The sequence below is a fragment of the Treponema bryantii genome, from assembly GCF_900111035.1.
Taxonomy (GTDB): domain Bacteria; phylum Spirochaetota; class Spirochaetia; order Treponematales; family Treponemataceae; genus Treponema_D; species Treponema_D bryantii_C.
On sequence record NZ_FOFU01000002.1, the window covers coordinates 1 to 18,306 of the forward strand.

14 protein-coding genes are annotated in these 18,306 nt (G+C 42.5%); 9 read left to right on the forward strand and 5 right to left on the reverse strand.

Translation table 11 applies throughout. The features are described 5' to 3' along the window. The first annotated feature begins 207 nt into the window (after window positions 1–207). Genes ybaK through BMY21_RS03315 form a run of 3 tightly spaced genes read left to right on the forward strand, consistent with a single transcriptional unit; the run spans window position 208 to window position 4,254 of the window. Window positions 208–690 (forward strand): Cys-tRNA(Pro) deacylase, encoded by a 483-nt coding sequence (gene ybaK / locus BMY21_RS03305; RefSeq protein ID WP_074640912.1) that lies wholly within the window; start codon window positions 208–210, stop codon window positions 688–690. 19 nt (window positions 691–709) lie between these two features. Further along, complete coding sequence (locus BMY21_RS03310; RefSeq protein ID WP_074640914.1) at window positions 710–3,319, forward strand: homocysteine S-methyltransferase family protein; 2,610 nt, start codon at window positions 710–712, stop codon at window positions 3,317–3,319. Further along, window positions 3,316–4,254 carry a DMT family transporter gene (locus tag BMY21_RS03315; protein ID WP_074640916.1) on the forward strand — a complete coding sequence of 313 codons (939 nt, stop codon included), beginning with the start codon at window positions 3,316–3,318 and terminating at the stop codon, window positions 4,252–4,254. Before BMY21_RS03310 ends, BMY21_RS03315 begins: the two co-directional genes overlap by 4 nt. Before the next feature lie 212 nt (window positions 4,255–4,466). Here the strand turns inward: BMY21_RS03315 and BMY21_RS03320 are convergent, their stop codons facing one another. Beyond that, window positions 4,467–5,756, reverse strand: a complete 1,290-nt coding sequence (locus BMY21_RS03320; protein WP_074640917.1) for a type 2 periplasmic-binding domain-containing protein — start codon at window positions 5,754–5,756, stop codon at window positions 4,467–4,469. A gap of 17 nt (window positions 5,757–5,773) precedes the next feature. Beyond that, window positions 5,774–7,063: an aminotransferase class I/II-fold pyridoxal phosphate-dependent enzyme gene (locus BMY21_RS03325; protein WP_074640919.1), complete on the reverse strand. Its 1,290-nt coding sequence runs from the start codon at window positions 7,061–7,063 to the stop codon at window positions 5,774–5,776. A gap of 319 nt (window positions 7,064–7,382) precedes the next feature. Between BMY21_RS03325 and BMY21_RS03330 the strand changes: the two genes are divergently transcribed. The 6 genes from BMY21_RS03330 to BMY21_RS03355 are packed head-to-tail and all read left to right on the forward strand — an operon-like array spanning window position 7,383 to window position 14,620. Next, window positions 7,383–8,378, forward strand: coding sequence for an AAA family ATPase (locus BMY21_RS03330; protein WP_074640921.1), 996 nt, complete (start codon window positions 7,383–7,385; stop codon window positions 8,376–8,378). Continuing rightward, window positions 8,379–9,281 carry a DUF58 domain-containing protein gene (locus BMY21_RS03335; protein ID WP_074640923.1) on the forward strand — a complete coding sequence of 301 codons (903 nt, stop codon included), beginning with the start codon at window positions 8,379–8,381 and terminating at the stop codon, window positions 9,279–9,281. A 14-nt stretch (window positions 9,282–9,295) separates the two neighbouring features. Then, entirely contained in the window at window positions 9,296–10,210 is a 915-nt protein-coding gene (locus BMY21_RS03340; protein WP_074640925.1) for a hypothetical protein, read from the forward strand. Continuing rightward, window positions 10,203–12,686: a VWA domain-containing protein gene (locus BMY21_RS15780; protein WP_074640927.1), complete on the forward strand. Its 2,484-nt coding sequence runs from the start codon at window positions 10,203–10,205 to the stop codon at window positions 12,684–12,686. The genes BMY21_RS03340 and BMY21_RS15780 overlap by 8 nt, the downstream gene beginning before the upstream one ends. Beyond that, on the forward strand, window positions 12,635–14,026 hold the full coding sequence (locus BMY21_RS03350; RefSeq protein ID WP_074640930.1) for a hypothetical protein: 1,392 nt from the start codon (window positions 12,635–12,637) through the stop codon (window positions 14,024–14,026). Before BMY21_RS15780 ends, BMY21_RS03350 begins: the two co-directional genes overlap by 52 nt. A 30-nt stretch (window positions 14,027–14,056) precedes the next feature. Beyond that, window positions 14,057–14,620, forward strand: coding sequence for a Smr/MutS family protein (locus BMY21_RS03355; RefSeq protein WP_074640932.1), 564 nt, complete (start codon window positions 14,057–14,059; stop codon window positions 14,618–14,620). Window positions 14,621–14,623: 3 nt separating this feature from the next. Here the strand turns inward: BMY21_RS03355 and BMY21_RS03360 are convergent, their stop codons facing one another. From BMY21_RS03360 to aroA, 3 genes are all read right to left on the reverse strand, one after another. Then, window positions 14,624–15,670 (reverse strand): endonuclease/exonuclease/phosphatase family protein, encoded by a 1,047-nt coding sequence (locus BMY21_RS03360; RefSeq protein WP_074640934.1) that lies wholly within the window; start codon window positions 15,668–15,670, stop codon window positions 14,624–14,626. A 73-nt stretch (window positions 15,671–15,743) separates the two neighbouring features. Continuing rightward, window positions 15,744–16,913, reverse strand: coding sequence for a DNA adenine methylase (locus BMY21_RS03365; RefSeq protein WP_074640936.1), 1,170 nt, complete (start codon window positions 16,911–16,913; stop codon window positions 15,744–15,746). After that, the gene (gene aroA, locus BMY21_RS03370; protein ID WP_074640938.1) at window positions 16,900–18,252 is read right to left on the reverse strand and encodes a 3-phosphoshikimate 1-carboxyvinyltransferase; all 1,353 of its coding nucleotides are present in this window, start codon (window positions 18,250–18,252) and stop codon (window positions 16,900–16,902) included. The genes BMY21_RS03365 and aroA overlap by 14 nt, the downstream gene beginning before the upstream one ends. Between the last annotated feature and the right edge of the window lie 54 nt (window positions 18,253–18,306).

An 18,306-nucleotide genomic window follows, 5' to 3' on the forward strand; every position in this document is an offset into this window, starting at 1 on the left:
CCCAGGGTTGCGACAAATTTTTGCGAAGCAAAAATGAGGAGCCTGGGGCACCCTGGGGGATTACTTTTTCGGTTTTGCCGTCGCTGGGACCCGCAATTTCAGCCCCACCTTCCCACACAGCATACAGTTTGCTATAGTCCGTTTTTTCGTGATATGAGCCACTAATTTCATACTGACTCCACTTTGCTTTTTTGATAAAATAAAAATATGAAAAAGACAAATGCTATGAGAATTCTGGACGGCTTAGGAATTGAATACGAAGCCGCAGAATATGAAGATGACGGCGAACACGAGCTCGCCCGCGGTGCTGCTGGCCGCATGGCGGAGAAACTTGGCGTGGCACCAGAAACTGTTTTTAAGACAATTGTAATGCGCACTGAATCAAAAGAAATCTGTGTATTCTGCCAGAGCGCAGTTAGTGAAATAAATCTCAAAAAAGCCCGACAGGCCGCAGGTTGTAAAGAAATCGGCCCCGTAAAACCGGAAGAACTCCTTGGACTCACAGGATATATCCGCGGCGGTTGTACACCACTTGGAATGAAAAAGAAATTCCGAACCTTTATAGATGAAACAGTCATTTTACACGATAAAGTCTGCATCAGCGGCGGACAGCGCGGCGTTCAGATAAAAATCAAGCCGGATGACCTTATCCGCGCTACAGAAGCAACAGTCGTGGATTTAGAATTATAAATCCGCTATAATTGCGCACATGACTAAACTTCACGATTTATTAGGAAAAGAGATTTTATTTTTTGACGGCGGCACAGGTACAGTTTTGCAGAGCATGGGCTTAAAGCCCGGAGAACTCCCGGAAACCTGGAACACAAAACACCCGGACCGCATCGTTCAGCTGCACTACAACTATTTTGCAGCCGGTTCTAATATCGTGAACACAAATACATTCGGCGCTTTTATCACAAAGTTTCCGCTGGAACTGGAACGCTTTGTAAAAGCCGCCATTGAGAATGCAAATACTGCACGAGACAAAGCCCGTGCCGAAAAACCGGACGAAAATTATTTTATCGCCTTCGACATTGGTTCCTGCGGAAAACTTCTCAAACCGATGGGCGACCTTGATTTTGAAGACTGCGTAAAACTTTTTAAGAAGACTTTTGCCGCAGCCTTTCCTCTTGCAAAAGAAAATAAAATCGACTGTGTAATGATAGAGACCATGAACGACGGCTACGAATCTAAAGCCGCCGTTCTTGCCGCAAAAGAAACCATGGAAGACCTCGGAATTGCAGCCGAAGATCTCCCGATTATCGTAAGTAATGTTTATGACAGAGAATGCCGAACTTTGAGCGGTTCTACGCCAGAGACAATGGTTGCCATGCTCGAAGGCCTTGGCGTTTCTGTGGTTGGTGTAAACTGCAGCCTCGGCCCTCTGGAAATGAAGCCGACCGTTGAGCGACTCTGTAAAGCAGCAAGCGTTCCCGTTCTCGTTAAGCCAAATGCCGGCCTTCCAAAAGTTGTAGACGGCAAGACCGTTTTCGACGTTGAAGCACCCGAGTTTGTCGACGCAATGAAACAGCTCGCAGAACTCGGTCCAACTGTGCTCGGCGGCTGTTGTGGAACTACGCCGGAATATATCAGGGAGTTAGGTTCTAGGTTTAAGGTTCCAGGTTCTAGGATTAAGGGGGAAGTCTCCCCCTCGCTCCAGCCCGCAAGCGGTCTTCCGCTACCCCCTCTCCTAGGGGACACACCCCCTAATACCCCCACCTCCCTGAAACCTAACACCTATAACCTAAAACCTAGTATCGGCTGTGTTTCTTCAAATACTAAGGTTGTTTATTTCGGTGGACCGCACCGCCCGGTACTTATCGGCGAACGCATAAATCCAACAGGTAAGAAAAAATTCAAAGAGGCTCTGCGTGCAGGCGACATTCCTTACATCATTCATCAGGGAATGGAACAGGAAGAAGCAGGTGCCCAAGTTCTAGACGTAAATGTTGGACTTCCGGAAATTGATGAAAAAGAAATGATGCTCCGAGTTCTCGATGAACTTCAGAACGTAACTACACTGCCACTGCAGATTGATACAACTAAGCCGGACGTTATGGAAGCAGCTTTGCGCCGTTACAACGGAAAACCGATGATAAACTCGGTAAACGGCAAGCAGGAAATTATGGACACAGTGTTCCCGCTTGTAAAAAAATACGGCGGACTTGTTGTTGCCCTTACCCTTGATGAAGGCGGAATTCCTGAAGACAGCGCACGCCGTGTTGCAATTGCAAAAAAGATTTACGCAGAGGCTGCAAAATACGGAATCAGAAAATCAGATATTATTATAGATCCTCTTGCCATGGCGGTGAGTTCAGACTCAAAGGCCGGCATTGCAACTATGGAGACTGTCCGCGCTATTCACGAAATGGGCGGACTTACCAGCCTTGGAATTTCAAACGTAAGCTTTGGACTTCCTTTGCGCGAATATGTTACGGCAAGCTTCTTTACACTTTGTATGGGAGCCGGTCTTTCTGCGGCAATTATGAATCCGCTTCAGGGCGAAATGATTAAGGCATGGAGATGTTATAACCTGCTTTCTGGCCGCGACGAAAACTGTACGGATTATATTGAGTGGAGCGGAAAGGAAAGCGAGAGGCTTGCAAACCTTGTGCCAGCTGCCGGTACTTCCGGGGGCGATGCGGGGGTGTCCCCCGCTAGAGGGGGTAGAGAGCAACGAAGTGCGAGCGAGGGGGAGACTTCCCCCCTTTCAAATGCAATAATCCATGGGCTCAAAACTGATGCAGCGGCGGCTACCCGAGAACTTTTGAAAACTATGGAGTCACTCACAATTATTAACGAGCACCTGATTCCTGGACTGGACTACGTGGGTAAGCGCTTTGAAAAAAAGACGATGTATCTTCCTCAACTTTTGATGGCGGCGGAGGCGGCTAAGGCGGCGTTTGGTGAGATCCGCGAGTACATGGAAAAATCGGGAAAGAAGGGAGCGCCGAAAGGAAAAATTATTATCGCTACAGTAAAGGGCGACATTCACGATATCGGTAAAAACATTGTAAAGGTTCTTCTGGAAAATTACGACTTTGACGTAATTGACCTTGGAAAGGACGTTCCGCCTGAGGTTGTTGTTGAGGCATGCAAAAAAGATCACGTTATGCTTGTTGGACTTTCGGCTCTTATGACTACCACTGTTGCAGCTATGGAAGAGACAATTAAGCAGCTGCACAAGGAATGTCCGTGGGCAAAGACCTGCGTTGGCGGCGCTGTTATGACTCAGGAATATGCCGACCAGATTGGCGCAGACTTTTACGGCAAGGACGCAATGGATACAGTTCGATTTGCTCTGGAGCTCTTCAAATGAAAAAGCCGGAAGGAGCATGGGCTCTAGTTATCTGTGCGCTGGGCTGGAGCCTCGGCGGTGTTTTCTTAAAATATGTAAACGTAAATTCTTTTGCGATTGCGGGCTTGCGAAGTACCTTCGCATTTTTAGTGATGGCTGTTTTTACACGCCAGCTGCCGCACTTTTATGTAAAAGACGAGGCCAGCGGAAAAGTTGACCGGGCTCAGACAATTTACCTGTGGCTTTCTGCTTTGAGTTATGCAGCCACAATGATAATGTACGTTATCTCGAACAAGCTCACTTATGCAGCAAACGTAATTTTTCTGCAGTATACAAGCCCGGTTTGGGTAATTCTTTTCAGCGCAATTATCCTCGGCGAGAAAAACAGAAAAATCGATTACATCACCTTTGCAGGAATTGCAGTGGGTATGGTGCTTTTCTTTGCAGACAGCCTGATGGAAAATCAAAGCGGCGAGTTTGCAGAGACTGCACTTTTAGGAAATACAATCGCAGCACTCTCAGGCGTTACCTGGGCTGCCACTACCCTCTTCCAGAGAAAACAGCAGCTTCTGATTGCAGAAAAGATTCGAGAGACTGGTAAAATCCCGTCTCACAACACTTCAAAAGATGCCTTCATGCTCGCACAGATTATTACAGCTTCGTTCGGACTTCCGTTCATTTTCCTGATGGAACGCGGAGTGCCGGATTTACGTTCACTGACCTTCCTGCTGTTACTCGGCCTCTTACAAATGGGCATTCCGAATATCATGTACTCAATTGGAATCAAGAAAGTCACAGCATTGTCAGCATCACTTATTACAATGATTGAGCCACTGATGAACCCGGTATGGGTATTCCTGTTTGTCCACGAAATCCCGACGGTGAAATGTATCGTCGGTGGTGTAATAATATTAGGGTTCATTTTACTTAGAGAGTTTGTGAGTAAGAAGAGATAATAATAATAACTGTATATTGTGATATTTGAGTGCGGAGTGGGAAAACACATCAGGCTGCATCGAGAAGTTTTGGCGCTTAGCCATCGAAAAAAAATAAAGAGATTTTCACTTGTGAAAATCTCTTTATTTTTTAACACAAAAAACTGGCTCGCCCGCAGCCTGATGTGTTTTCCCACGGGAGCGCTCAAATATCATAAGATGTCATTGATTTATTAGTCGAAGACTTTCTTCCGCCACTCTTTCTCATAATCATGCAGCGTCTGCGCAGATTCACCATCGCCAACCGTTACCGCATTCTTAATATAAGGCTCAATAACCAAAGTTCGATAACTCTCCCATCGTGCAGGAAGTTTCTGCGGAGCTGTGAGCATTTGAGACGGCGGAAGATTTGTCAAAAGCTGATTGTAATAAATCGGCAGAATATGTTCAGTTACATCACGCAGAGATGAGAATCCTCCGGCAATTCCAAACATATCCGTTTCAAGATGCATATTTTCTTTTGTTTCGAGAATGTGTTTCTGATTTTCAGACTGGAAGAACCATGAAATAAAATCTGTAGCGCCCACCTGATTTCTGGCATCTTTATAAATTCCCATCATGGTTACAGAGTCTTCAATGTAGATTGAATTATTTTCAACTACCCATCGATAGTCTACAGCAAGATCCTGTTCTTTTAGAATCTTGAAAAGACTGTCGCTTGTGGTATAGGCATACAGTGTTCGTCCGGAAGAAACCTGACGATAATAAGGCATGAACAGATATTTAAAAGTGAAATCTTCTTCAATCTGCGGGGAAGTATTTTCTTTGTAAACCCAGTCGCGAAGGAAGGCAACAGAATCCAAAAGAGCCTGACCATCCCAGGCGATTTCACCCTTTTCTTCCCGAAAATCAGTTCCCATCATTTTTGAAACAAGATAAAGAAAATCATCATTTCCAAGTGGGGTAAAACCGATTTTTGTATACGCTTCTTTAGTATTTTTTGCATTATAGGCAGAAGCTGTGATTCGAATCTGATCCAGAGAAAGTACATAACTGTCTGGAATCTGATCTTTATTTTCTGTTGCAAAAATTATTGCAGGAAGATTAAAGCTCACCGGAAGAAGATACTGAACAGCTTTTCTTTTTCCGGAATTGAGCAGCTGCGGATAAAAAACTTCTGAAGTGAGTTTCTTGGTATCAAAAAGATAATCAAGAGATTTAAAGCTTTTGTGCGGAGAATCTGTACGAAGCCAGGAACCAACAATTATGTCCGGCGGGTTTTCATCTTTTGCAGGTGGTAAAGAAAGAGCAGGATTATCCTTGTAAACAAGAATTGCACAATTATCCTTGTGCTGACGGTTAAAAAGTTCTATGTACTGCGCGAACTCGCGGCAGCTTGTCCAGATTACAATTCTATCCTGCTGATAAACGGTTCGGCTATTCTGCGGACTGCCTTTTGAACAGCCGCAGAAAATCATACCTGCGCAGAGTATAAGAGTAGAAAGTACAGATGTATGCTTCAAATTTTATTCCTTATGAATTAAAAATTCTTAGCTACATTATAAATGCTTGTGTAAACTGAATCAATCTTATCTTCATCAATGCTTGAGAAAGCAACGCGAAGAGTATATGGGTCAATCTGAATGATTCCGATTCCTTCTGACTTAAGAAGTTCCTTACGGATTTCCTCTGCCTTTCCAGATTTTACGTGGAAACTCATAAAGTAACCAGAGTTGAAAGGAAGTGGTTCAAGAACATCAGATTTATGATTATTTACAAATGCGCGTACAAGGTCATAACGGCGCTTAAGCATATTGCGGCATTCGAGTTTCTGCTTTTCGTGTGCTTCATCCTTAAGAGCATGCATTACGAGGCTCTGTGAAGGTGTTGAAGAACAAGAAACTGAAGAACGGATTGCAGCCATGAACTTTGTTACAAGTGCTGTATACTGAGCGTCTGTAAGTCCTTTTGATGCGAATGTTACGAAACCTGCACGGAAGCCCCATGCAAAGTCTTCTTTTGTAGGCCCATCAGCCTTGATTGCAAGTACATTTTCGTGAAGGTCTGCCATGTAAGCAAAAAGTGACTGTGGTTCGATATCATCTTCGTAGTTGAGTCCGAAGTAAGCATCATCAGAAAGAACGAGAACCTTCTTTCCAGCTTCTGCAAGTTCGCGAACGATGCGAACGATTTCCTTTGCTTCTGAAACTGTTGGACTGTATCCAGAAGGATTCTGTGGGAAGTTGAGAATTACACGAACTGAACCGTATTTTTCTGCATCTGCCTTCATTTTTGCTTCGAGATCTGCAATGTTAAACTTTCCGTTTTCGAAGCACTTGAACTGATGGAACTCTGCACCACGGCGGGCTGCTGCAATCAGTTCGTAGTTATCCCAGCAAGGATCTGCAGCAAGAAGCGGCTTGTCTACATCAACAAAAAGGTCGCTTACATAAGAGAGAACTGCTGTAAGTCCAGGTACAAGGATTGGAAGTGAAAACTGTTTATTTTTGAGTGACGGATTTTTAGCAATGATTTTTTCTTTCCATAAAGCACGGAGGTCTGGATTACCGGCTGTTTTTGCATAAGCAACTGTTTCGCGAGGTGTAAGTGAAGGCATATTCTTTTTGTAAGAATCGAGCTCTATCGGAGTTCCGGCAGCAACTGCCATTCCGATTGTACCGTTTGCGAAGTGAGCGTCTTTTGCAGCTTCTCCACCCTGAGAAATAATTCCGTTTGGAAAATAAAGGCGGCGTCCCATGTCTGACATGAGGGCGTCTACTACTGTACCTGATAAGGTATCATTCAAATCTTTTGCTAATGGATTAATCATAATGCCCTAATTATGCAAATTTGCGCTTTCTTAGTCAATTATTATGCATTTTTTTTGTATAAATATACAGAAATTCCGTTATTTATGATGATTAGAGACTGAGTAGAGAAATTACTGTACAAACAAAAATTGGGAAGAAAATTGACTAAGAAAGCGCAAATGTGCAGGATTCGGGATTCTACTGAATCCCCTTTGAGAGGAGGAAACGGGGGTTTTAGGGGGTGGCCCCCTAGGAGAAGGGGTGGCGGAAGACCGCGGAGCGGGCTGGAGACAGGGGAAGGCTTTCCCCTAACAGACTATTTTGATATAATCTGTGTCTATGGAAAAACAATTTGTGCATATAATAGAAGACTGCCGTGCGGAAGCTGCGAAAAGGCTCGTAGGGCAGGAAGCTTTGATTGATGATATTTTGACTGCGTTTATTGCGAGCGGGCATGTTCTGGTTGAAGGTGTGCCTGGGCTTGCGAAGACGCTTGCTATTAAGACTACTGCGGAGATTCTGGGGCTGGATTTTAAGCGAATTCAGTTTACTCCGGATTTGCTGCCGGCAGATGTTACCGGTACTCTTATTTATGAACAGAATAAGGGTACTTTCAGTGTACGAAAGGGACCGGTTTTTGCAAATGTGATTCTTGCGGATGAAATTAACCGTGCGCCTGCTAAGGTTCAGTCGGCTATGCTTGAGGCTATGGAAGAGCGCCAGATTACTATTGGCGAAGAAACTTACAAGCTGCCGGAGCCGTTCTTTGTACTTGCTACTCAGAACCCGGTTGAACAGGAAGGAACTTATAATCTGCCTGAGGCTGAGTTGGACCGCTTTTTGATGAAGCTGGTTATCACTTACCCTGCTGCTGACAATGAAATTAAAATTGTTCAGACTTGTGGTCAGGCTCCGTATGTACCTGTAAAGCAGATTGTTAAAGCTGATGATATTAAGGCTCTGCGTGAGGCAGCTGCTTCTGTTACCTGTGATGAAAAGCTTGTTGAATACATTGTTTCTATTCTTACTGTTACTCGTCCTGAGAACTCTAAGAAACAGCAGGCTGGCCGTACTCTTGTAAATACAGCAAACTCTAACGATATTACCCGCTATATTCATTTTGGAGCTTCTCCTCGTGCAGGTATTGCTATGCTTCAGTGTGCTAAGGTTAAGGCTCTTTTTGCTGGTCGTGATTTTGTTCTTCCTGAAGATATTAAGGCTGTAGCTCTTAATGTTCTGCGTCATCGTCTTGTACTTTCTTACGAAGCTGCAGCTGACAATGTTACTGCTGATGACATTATCACAAGGATTCTTGATTTTATTCCGGTTCCGTAAATGTCAAAACGTTACCTTGCAAATAATGAATCTCTCATAAAAAAAGCACTCTACCTGCGGCTGATGGCAGAAGATATTGCCGACGGTATGAAGAGCGGTAATTTCCGTTCTCTTTACCGAGGCCAGGGAATTGAATTTGCAGGCGTCCGTGATTATATCCGCGGAGACGACATCCGCACTATAGACTGGAACGTTACTGCACGCATGGGGCGGCCGTACATCAAAGTATTCGAAGAGGAACGCGAACTTCAACTTTTCCTTATTACAGACTCGTCGCTTTCCATGCAGCTTGAAACAAACTCTGACCGCCGCACTAAATACGCCTCTGCAGCCGAAACCGCTGCCCTCGTTGCAATTGCCGCTGAAATAAATGCCTGCCCGACAGGTGCAGTATTCTTCGACGGCGCAATTCATTTCTCGTGCGAACCTTCACTCGGTAAAGAAACTACAATGCAGATTCTGAACCACCTTGATCGACTGCCGGCTACTCCAACACCCGGCTCAGTGCTCCCGAACGCAATTTCCGCGGCGGCTAAAGTACTCCGCAAACGAACCCTCGTGTTCGTCCTTTCGGACTTCCGCTGCGGCGGCTGGGAAAAGCCTTTAATTTCTCTTGCTCAGAAAAACGATGTAATTGCTATAAATATTCACGACGCAAGCGACGAAGAACTGCCTTCTCTCGGTACTGTTGTTTTTAAAGATACAGAAAGCAGTCTTCAGATGTCGCTTCCATCTTCTTCACCGGCCTTTAAAAAGGAATGGCGAAGTTTCAACGAAATGAATCAGAACCGCTGGCAGAGTTTCTGCATTAAGCACGGAATTATGCCTGTGGTACTCGATACAAAAACAGAACCTGTTCAGGTGCTGAATCAGATTTTTGCACGTAAGGCAAAACTAAGGTAACGGGGAGAAAGAATATGCAGATTATTTCACCACAGCAGATTCTCGTTCCTAAAAAGGTTTACATTGGAGATACAGCAGAACTTCGCTGTACCTTTAATAATCCAAGTCCGGTATTAAAACAGCTTACAAGCAACGGTATTACCGAACTACCGTTAGTTAGTCAAATCATCAATGCTGCTGACAGTACTTCAGAAAAGAGTACTTCAAACTTTGCGACACCACACACTGATTATGAAATCAGCAGAATCACACTCTCTCCTGCGGGAGTTGATTTCTATCAGTTTACTATAACCTTTGTTCCATGGAAAACGGGAGAACTTCACCTACCGCCAATGGAAATTGAAGGCACTGAGCTCATTCTTGAATTTCAGCCGGTTCAGATTGTTTCACTTATTTCTACTGACTCGGCTAATGCAACTACCCTTCATGACTCTGCAGCGCCACTGCTTCTTCCAGGAACTGCCTATAAGCTTTATGGAACTCTGGCTGCTTTTGTAATTGCAATCATCATAATCATCAGAATAATTGTAAAAAGAAAAACTCTTTTATTTTATATAAATCAAAAAAAGCTTTTGAAAAAATATAAGAAAAATAAAAAACAGACTCTTAAGCATCTTCGTCAGGCAGACGATGCAGAAAAGATTCAGAATATTATGCGCCGCTATCTTGAGGTGCGTTTTGATTATCCTTTTACACATACAGTTACTTCAGAAATGATGAAGGGCTGGCAGACTGCAACTGGAGGTTTACTTTCAGATAATAAAGAAGAAGCCTTTGGTGAAATTGTTGCAGGCTTTATCCGCACAGATTTTATCCGCTACAGCAAAAATGCCAGCTTTGAATCTGGAGAGCTTAAGCAGCTTATTGATAAACTGATTTCCTGCATTGAAATAATTGAAGCTCCGGTAAAGGAGGAAAATAATGACTAACTTTGAAAACCCTGCAGCCTTTTTTCTTCTTCTGCTGATTCCAGCACTTTTTATTTTACGACATTTTAAAATTTTTAACCGTATATCTTTTCCTGCTGTTCTTGCAGATTGGGAAGGTCACCATTTTGAATGGAAAGGTCATCCTCAGAAATTTCTTTCTGTCCTTGCGTCAATTTTCTTTACTGCGGGCTTTTTAATTTCTGTAGGGGCACTTGCAGCGCCTGTAATTTCAAATCAGGAAAAAGTTTATACTTCTCTTGGAACTGATATTGTTTTTGTTCTGGATACAAGCCCTTCTATGTCTGCAAAAGATATGGACGGAGGACAGCGTCTTGATGCAGCAAAGAATGCTATCTATCTGCTTACAAATAAAAACGACGGAAGCCGTTATGGTCTTGTCGGACTTGGAAGTAATGCTGCAGTTCTAGTTCCACCTACCAGTGATCTGACTTTCTTTTCTGAAAGACTTTCTCAGATTTCTGCGGGTTCTTTTGGAAACGGTTCTGCAATTGGTGATGGCTTAAGCACTGCAGTATGCCATCTTGTTTCTTCTTCTGCTCAGAAAAAATGTATTGTTCTTTTCACTGATGGTGAAAATAATGCAGGTGAAATTCATCCGGAAACTGCAGCTCAACTTGCAGCCGATAACAGCATTACAATTTATGTTGTCGGAATCGGTTCAAAAGGAAAAGTTCCAATTGAATACACTGACCCGGTAACTAAACGGCTTTACTCTGGATATCTTGATTCAAACTTCAATCCGGCTTCGTTAAAAAAGATTTCTGATATTGCTGGTGGTAGATATTTTGAAGCGGTAACTGTAAATGAACTTTCTGAAATTCTAAGTGCTGTTTCTAAAACGGAAGCTGTTTCGCAGACTTTTACTTACAGAACTGTAAACAAACTTTTCTATCAGAAGTTTATTTCCATTGCAATAATCCTTTTTATACTTGCATGGGTTATACGCAGAATCATTCTAAAAGAAATGATCTGTTTCCGATATAAAAAAACTCTGTTTATTCGTTCTGCATGTCTAGCACTTTCCTTTGTTTTCCTTCTGCTGGCACACGCAGGTCTTACATGGGGAACTTATCTTGTTCCTGTTCAGAAGAGCGGTCATTCTGTTGCAATGGTTTTTGATATCTCTAACAGTATGCTCGCAAAGGATTGTCCTGGAGATACAACACGTCTTAAGGCAGCCTCAATCTATGCAAAGAAACTTCTTTCTAAAATGGAGGGAGTTCCTGTTTCTGTTGTAATTGCAAAGGGAGACGGCATTGCAGCTATTCCAATTACTGATGATACTGCTATGGTTGAATCACTGCTTGAAGTTATGTCACCTTCTTTAATGACTGTTCCAGGTTCAAGCATTGGTAAAGGAATTTTAAAGGCAAAAGAAACTTTCCCGGCAAACTTTTCATCTGCCGGAAAAATCTGGGTATTTACAGATGGTGAAGAAACAGACGGCCAGCTTTCTTCTGCTTTGCTCGAATGTCAGAAAGCTGGCATTCCTGTTACTTTAATTGGTTTTGGTTCAGAAACTGAATCAGCTGTTTTAACTGGAGATGGAAAAACTCAGGTTATGAGTGCTCTTCGACGAGACCGGCTTGAAGCTGCTATTGCAGATGCCTCTAACCGTTTCCGATTTTTCAATAATCATGAAAATCATTTATACATCAATTCTCTGGAAAAAGGTTCTGCAGTTCAACTGCTTTCTCAACTGCGTTTTGGTGCTACTGAAAATCTGATTACTTCTTATGAGGTAAAGCCTGTTCCACGCTATAAGCTTTTCCTTTCTCTGGCTGCTCTCTTTTTGATTTTGAGCTATATAACTGTGGAATTTAATTTTGCAAGATTTTTTGGAGCAAAGACTTCGCGTGCACAGGCAGCAGCTTTTGTTTCTCTGATAACAATTTTCCTTTCCGGCTGTTCTTCGCAAACTGCAGATATTCTTAACGGAACGGTTTCTTATCATCAGAAAAAATACAGACATGCTGTTTCCCGTTTTATGCAGGCTTCTGAAAATGCAGCAGCTGAAGCAAACCGACAGAATCAAAGTTATGCTCTTTATGACCTTGGAACTGCATACATTATGATTGGAGAAGATTCTGCAGCTCTTGAACAATTCAAGGCGATTCCAGATGATGCACCTGATGCGGTGCGTTATTCAGCTTTTTATAATGCGGGTGTACTTGCCTGGCGCAATTCTGATTTTGATGAAGCAAAGGATTATTTCAGAAAGGCGCTCGAAATAGACAGTTCTAAGATAGACGCAAAAATCAATTTTGAACTTTCAGTTCAGCAGAGTGAGGCAAAGGGAAAACAGAATCAGAGTAATCAGATTCAGGCTTCTCAGGAAGAAGCTTCACCACAAAATCTTGAAAAAGCAGTATTCGAACATATAAAGGAGAATGATCAGAAACAATGGAAAAACAGCGAATCAAAAGACTCATCAGATCTGGCAGAAGATTTCTAATCACAGCTCTCCTGATTTCTGTTGCTGCCCCTGTCTTTTCACAGACTCTCACTCTTGAAAAGATTAAGCAGCTAAGACTTGTTCCGGAAGAAAGTCAGAATCTTTATACAAAAACTGATATTAAATTTATCGTCACTATACCGTATGTTCAGCCATCACAGGTTCAGGTGCTTGCTGCAAATCAAAAGGATGATATAACGTTCCGAACATTGCGCAAGGCTGAAAACTATGAAGAACAGGGAACTCTCATTGAAATCTGGTATAACTTTGCAAATAAAGGAGATTACTCTCTTGCTCCCATTTCGGTTATGATTCAGAACCACCGTCGCTCGATTTATTTTGAACCGGTTTCAATCACAGATGATCCGGCTACCCTGACTCCACGCATTGTACTTGTTTTTGATGATGGTACAAGAGTGTATTCTGATGAATTGAATTTTCCAAAGCCACTGCTTACAGTACCAACTGGTAAAAAACTTGGCTTTACTGTAAATCTTCAGTACGCAACTCAGCTTGTACAATTCAACTGGGAAATTCCGAAGGATTCTATTTTTACCTGTACAAAACAATTTGAATTTACAGAAAACCGTTACCGGGAAAGAGTTTATTCTCACATTCTGCTTCCTGTTGCTTCTTTTGAATGGACGGGGCTCGTTGCAGAAACAATTAAACTGCCGACAATCCGTTTAAGTGCCACTGGTTACAACGGCTACAGAAGCGAACTCTTAATGCCTGAAATTTGTATTGATTTTACCGAAGCAGATGAAGCAGCTGCTGCAACTGATGATGCAGATATTTTCTCTGCTGCCTTTTATCAGGAGACTGCTGAGACTTCTGTAGTAATTGATTCAGAATTAAGCTATGAAGACTGTATGAGGCTTGCGGATTATTATTCTAAAGAACACAACGAGTTTTTATTGTACCCAAAGGCTCGAAGAGACCGCATCAATTTTGAAGAGTCCTGTGGAATTGTGATTTCTGAAAATCCAATTTTTCCGACTATTTATCTTTATATCTCAATTATCATAATTGTAATCTCTATTGTGTTTATCATAATTTCAATACGCAGAAAGCACAAAATCAGAATGCTGATGTATATTGTTCTTTTAATTCTTGGCGCTGCAGTCTTATTTTACTGTGCAGTAAGACGTAATGAACGCTATGGAATTTCTGCTGGCTGTAAAATTTATTCTATTCCTCAGGAAAATGCTGAATCAGTTTCTGAGGTTGGAAGAGGTAACCGTGTACGTATTCTTGAACACACAGGAAAGTGGTATTACATTGAAGTTGGTGAAACTGGCGGATGGTGTACATCAGATAAAATAATTATAATCAAATAAATTATTTTGAATTAAACTCGGAGGGTTATTATGGACATGGGCGACATTCTGAATCAATGGGATTCAATGCAAAAAAATCAGATAAAAAAACAGAAGGAAAGCGGAAAGAATCAGGTGTCGCACAAAAAGGCAAACGCTCCTACTGCAGAAGAAAAAGCGCGCGCTGCTGAACGAGATTTTGAAAAGCAGCTTAAAGCAGAAAACTCAAAACAGATAAATCCTATGGAGCTGTGGCTTCGCCGATACGGAACAATAGACAAAGACAAGATTGCAGAAGAACAGGAAGAACGTTCTAAGCTATATGACAGAAATTATCTGATTAGCATGCAGCCGGAAGCTCGTCTTGATTTACACGGCTTACATCAGGCAGAAGCACAGGAAAGTCTGGACCGATTTATTACAGACTGTAAAGCACGCGGACTTCGTAAGGTGCTCATTATTCACGGAAAAGGAATTCACTCTTCCGGTTCAGATCCAGTTCTTGGTGAACTTGTACGTCGTTTTATCGAACACGATAAACGCTGTGGTGCTTCGGGTCACCCAAAGACAAAGGCTGAGGGCGGAAGCGGAGCAACCTGGGTTTTACTGAAATAATCTCTAAAAGGAAATTACACACTTCAGAGGCAGATGGTCGGAATAACCTTCTCCGGTATAGACTTTATAAGAAACCGGGATTCCTTCTTCATCTGCAACAGGAGAATCTCTAACTGCTGAAAACGAAGTCATTTCCAGATTCCCAAGCAGAAGAATATTATCTATACGCTCCCATTCTCCGTTATAATAATAACTGCCGTTTTCAGACGAAAGCTTACCGGCTGAATTAAACCATGGAGACCAGACTTTTACAGTCTCTGAGTTTCCCCTCAAAACTGTATTTGTTGTTTTACCACCAGCAGCTTCAATTACAAAATCTTCGGCACTTCTATTAAAATCTCCGCACATCACAATCAAAGGTGCCTGCATCTCTTTTATCAAATCTGTTGTTCTTTCTGCCAGAACCAGTTCCTGCCAGTCACGCCAGATTTCAGTTTCCATTTCTCCGCCGGATTTTGACTTCCAGTGATTTACAAAAAGTTCGAGCTCACGATTTCCTATATTTACTGTAAGCTGCATAAGCGGGCGGGAAGAAGGCTGACTTGTTTCCTGAGTTCTTATATCAAGGACATGCGTTTTTAATTCTGAAATTTCATATCTCGAAAATACAGCACAGCCAATTGCACTCCCAAGTTCTTTAGTAAAACACGTATACTGCCAGTTTTTCTTGTGTTCCCAGGAACCGCCCGCCAGAGTATTTGCTATATCCTGAACTACCTCCGTATTTTCAACTTCTTCCATTACAAAAATATCAGGATTCAGATTTGTCATAATTTCACAAAGTTTATTCAAACGCTTTACATATTTTTCTTTAGTCCAGCGTTCAGAATTCTTAAATTCCTGATATTCACTTCCTGTAGTTACTGCATCAAAAAAAGTCTGGACATTCCAGCAGACTAGAGAAAGAGACTGTTTTCCCCCGCCCCTTTCTGATGTTGAGCCGGAGCGACGGAAAGACGACTCCTTTACAAACTGACTTTTACAACCTGTAAGTACGGCTACGGACAAAATGCTGCACACCATCACTAAAATAACAAGCAATTTTTTCATAAAAACCTCTACTGTTAAAATAGGCAGAGTTGTACGAAATTGTCGTTTTTTTTGAGAAAGTTTGTGATTTTTTTTATTTTTCTACTAAGAAAAGAAATTCTTTTACGTGGATTTCACGGCCGCTGAGGTTTCTTGAACCACGGAAAACATTGTAATCAGCTTCGAGTACACTTACCTTACCGCATTCAGAAAGCAGCTCTATCATCTCATCTTTTGGAATAAAGCCTTCTGAATTAAAGGAAATCAAAACAAAACGGGCACGGACGTTACGGACGAGGTTTACGAAGACTTCGGCAACACGGCGCTTTTTATTGTAATCTGAACGGTTCCAGTCTCTAGGGATTCCTGAAACGCGGCTGATATTTTCTGCATCAGGGCGCTGGTAGTCAGCAATCAGATTCAGCATAAAATAATTTGAACCATAAGGATGCTGATTGTATGGAGGATCGAAGTATGCGAGGTCAAATTTGCCGTCATCTGTAAAATCGCAGTGATAAAGCTCTTCAGAATTTACCAGCTCATTTGCGTCATTACAGAATACTCGATAGCGGCATTTAAAATCAGAAAAGACAGGAAGAGGCAATGAGATTTTTCCCGTGATTCTTGTAAGAGCATTGCGGGCATTCCCACCAAACTGCCCTGTTCCTGTTTTTGAATTTTTATAGAAACCTTTAAAAATGCCAGCAGTATTTGCATGAATGGAAGCTTCGGATAAAAGAGGAGCTATGAAAAATTCCTTCCAGTGTGCCGGGATTTCCTTTTCAATCATCTGACGAGCGACATCAAGATAGGCTGCATTATAAGGTGTATAAAAACAGCGTTCCTCTTTTTTAATCTGTGTTTCATCGGCCGGTGCATACAGTTCAGAAATAAAACCAGCCTTTTTGAATTCACATTTCTGTTCAAGTTTATGCATGTGGCGTTCGATTTTTTCTGTAAGATTAACGTGCATCTCTTCCAAAGACTTAAAATCCACTTCTGATTTATTTGTGAGATAACAATGATTGATTATATAGGAATACTTTTCAAGATCATTTACAGTGATTGATTCAGCATACTGCTTGAGATAACGGCTTACTATCCCGCTACCTGAAAATACATCAAGACAGTTAAGTTTTGATTTACCAAGCCGCGCCTGTACTTCCTGTACACCGCCGCCAATAAAATCTAAAAGAGCACGTTTATTTCCTATGTAGGTAATCAGCTGATTCTGGAGGAACTCCGGGTTTTCAGATTGTTTCAAAACCGGCTCCAAGTTTATTCATCACTTCAAAAAAGTGTGGGAATGTTACGCTGCACCATTCAGCATCATTTACAGTTACTTTTTCGCCATCCGCCAAACCAAGCCCGAGACAGGCAAGCGACATAACGATGCGGTGGTCCTTATAAGACTCCACCTCTCCACCGTGAATACTTGCACCGCCGTCACCGTAAACAACGAGACGGTCGCCCTCATCTTCGATTCGGGCACCAAGCTTACTGAGCTCACTGGTCATTGCCTTAATTCTGTCTGTTTCTTTTTTGCGGCAGATATCAATATCAGTAAATACAGTTTTACCTTTTATAAAACAGGCCTGTACTGCAAGGGCACAAATTGCATCAGGGAATGCAGACATTTCTACAACGAGCTCGCCGTTCGGCAGACTTTCGGTACTCAAAGTTTTTCCACCGCGTACCACAAGCTGCTCAGTCTCACGATTCCATTCAATATCAGCTCCAACAGACTGAAGCACTTCTACAATTTTATCATCACCCTGGCTTCCAGAGCCGTCAACATTATCAATTGTAATTTCACTGCCAGAAATCAAAGCAGCAATAATCGGGAATGCAACCCCTTCCCAATCTGAAGGAACTGCGCGGTCAAAAGCCTTAAAAGGAACGGGACCGGTCACGGAGATTTTCTTAAAGTCCGGACTAATCTGAACCGGAACTCCTACACTCTCAAGCCACAGCTTTGTCATTGTAAGATATGGAGTTTCCTTAGGATTTGTAAGCTCCATATTAAGAGTTCCATTCAGGCGAGAAGCGGCCATCATAAATCCGCTTATATACTGCGAGAGGGCACCCTCGGTAACAAGTTTTTTATTTACATCGATTGGACCACAGAAAGTGAAAGGTGGAGTTGTTCCAGGCTTTCCGTCCGGACCAGCATTAAGGCTGCGGCCATTTGCTCCAAACTGACAGAGCGCATCAATCAGATGATTTACAGGACGGCGGCAGATAGACTCATCGCCGGTAAAGGTACAATCACCTGGCAAAGTAGAAAGCACAGGACACAAAAAGTACATAAGTGAACCCGAGTTTCCAACATCAATCGGACCATCAGGAAGATGAAGACCAGAACCGGCACCACGGACAGTCCACACAGCGCTGCTTCCCTGACCATCACCAAAATCAACCTCTGCACCAACCTTTCGAACGGCGGCAGCAGTTGAGAGACAATCGTTACTTGGAAGCGGATTAGAAATATGAGATGTGCCGTCTGCCATTGCGGCAAGAATCAGCGCACGGATTGTATGACTTTTTGAACCAGGGACTGTAATGTGTCCCGAAAGTACAGACTTTTTTGCAACAGCTTTCATATCTTCATATTTTACATTATTTTATTGTCTATTTTCAATCGGTACTTTTTCTGC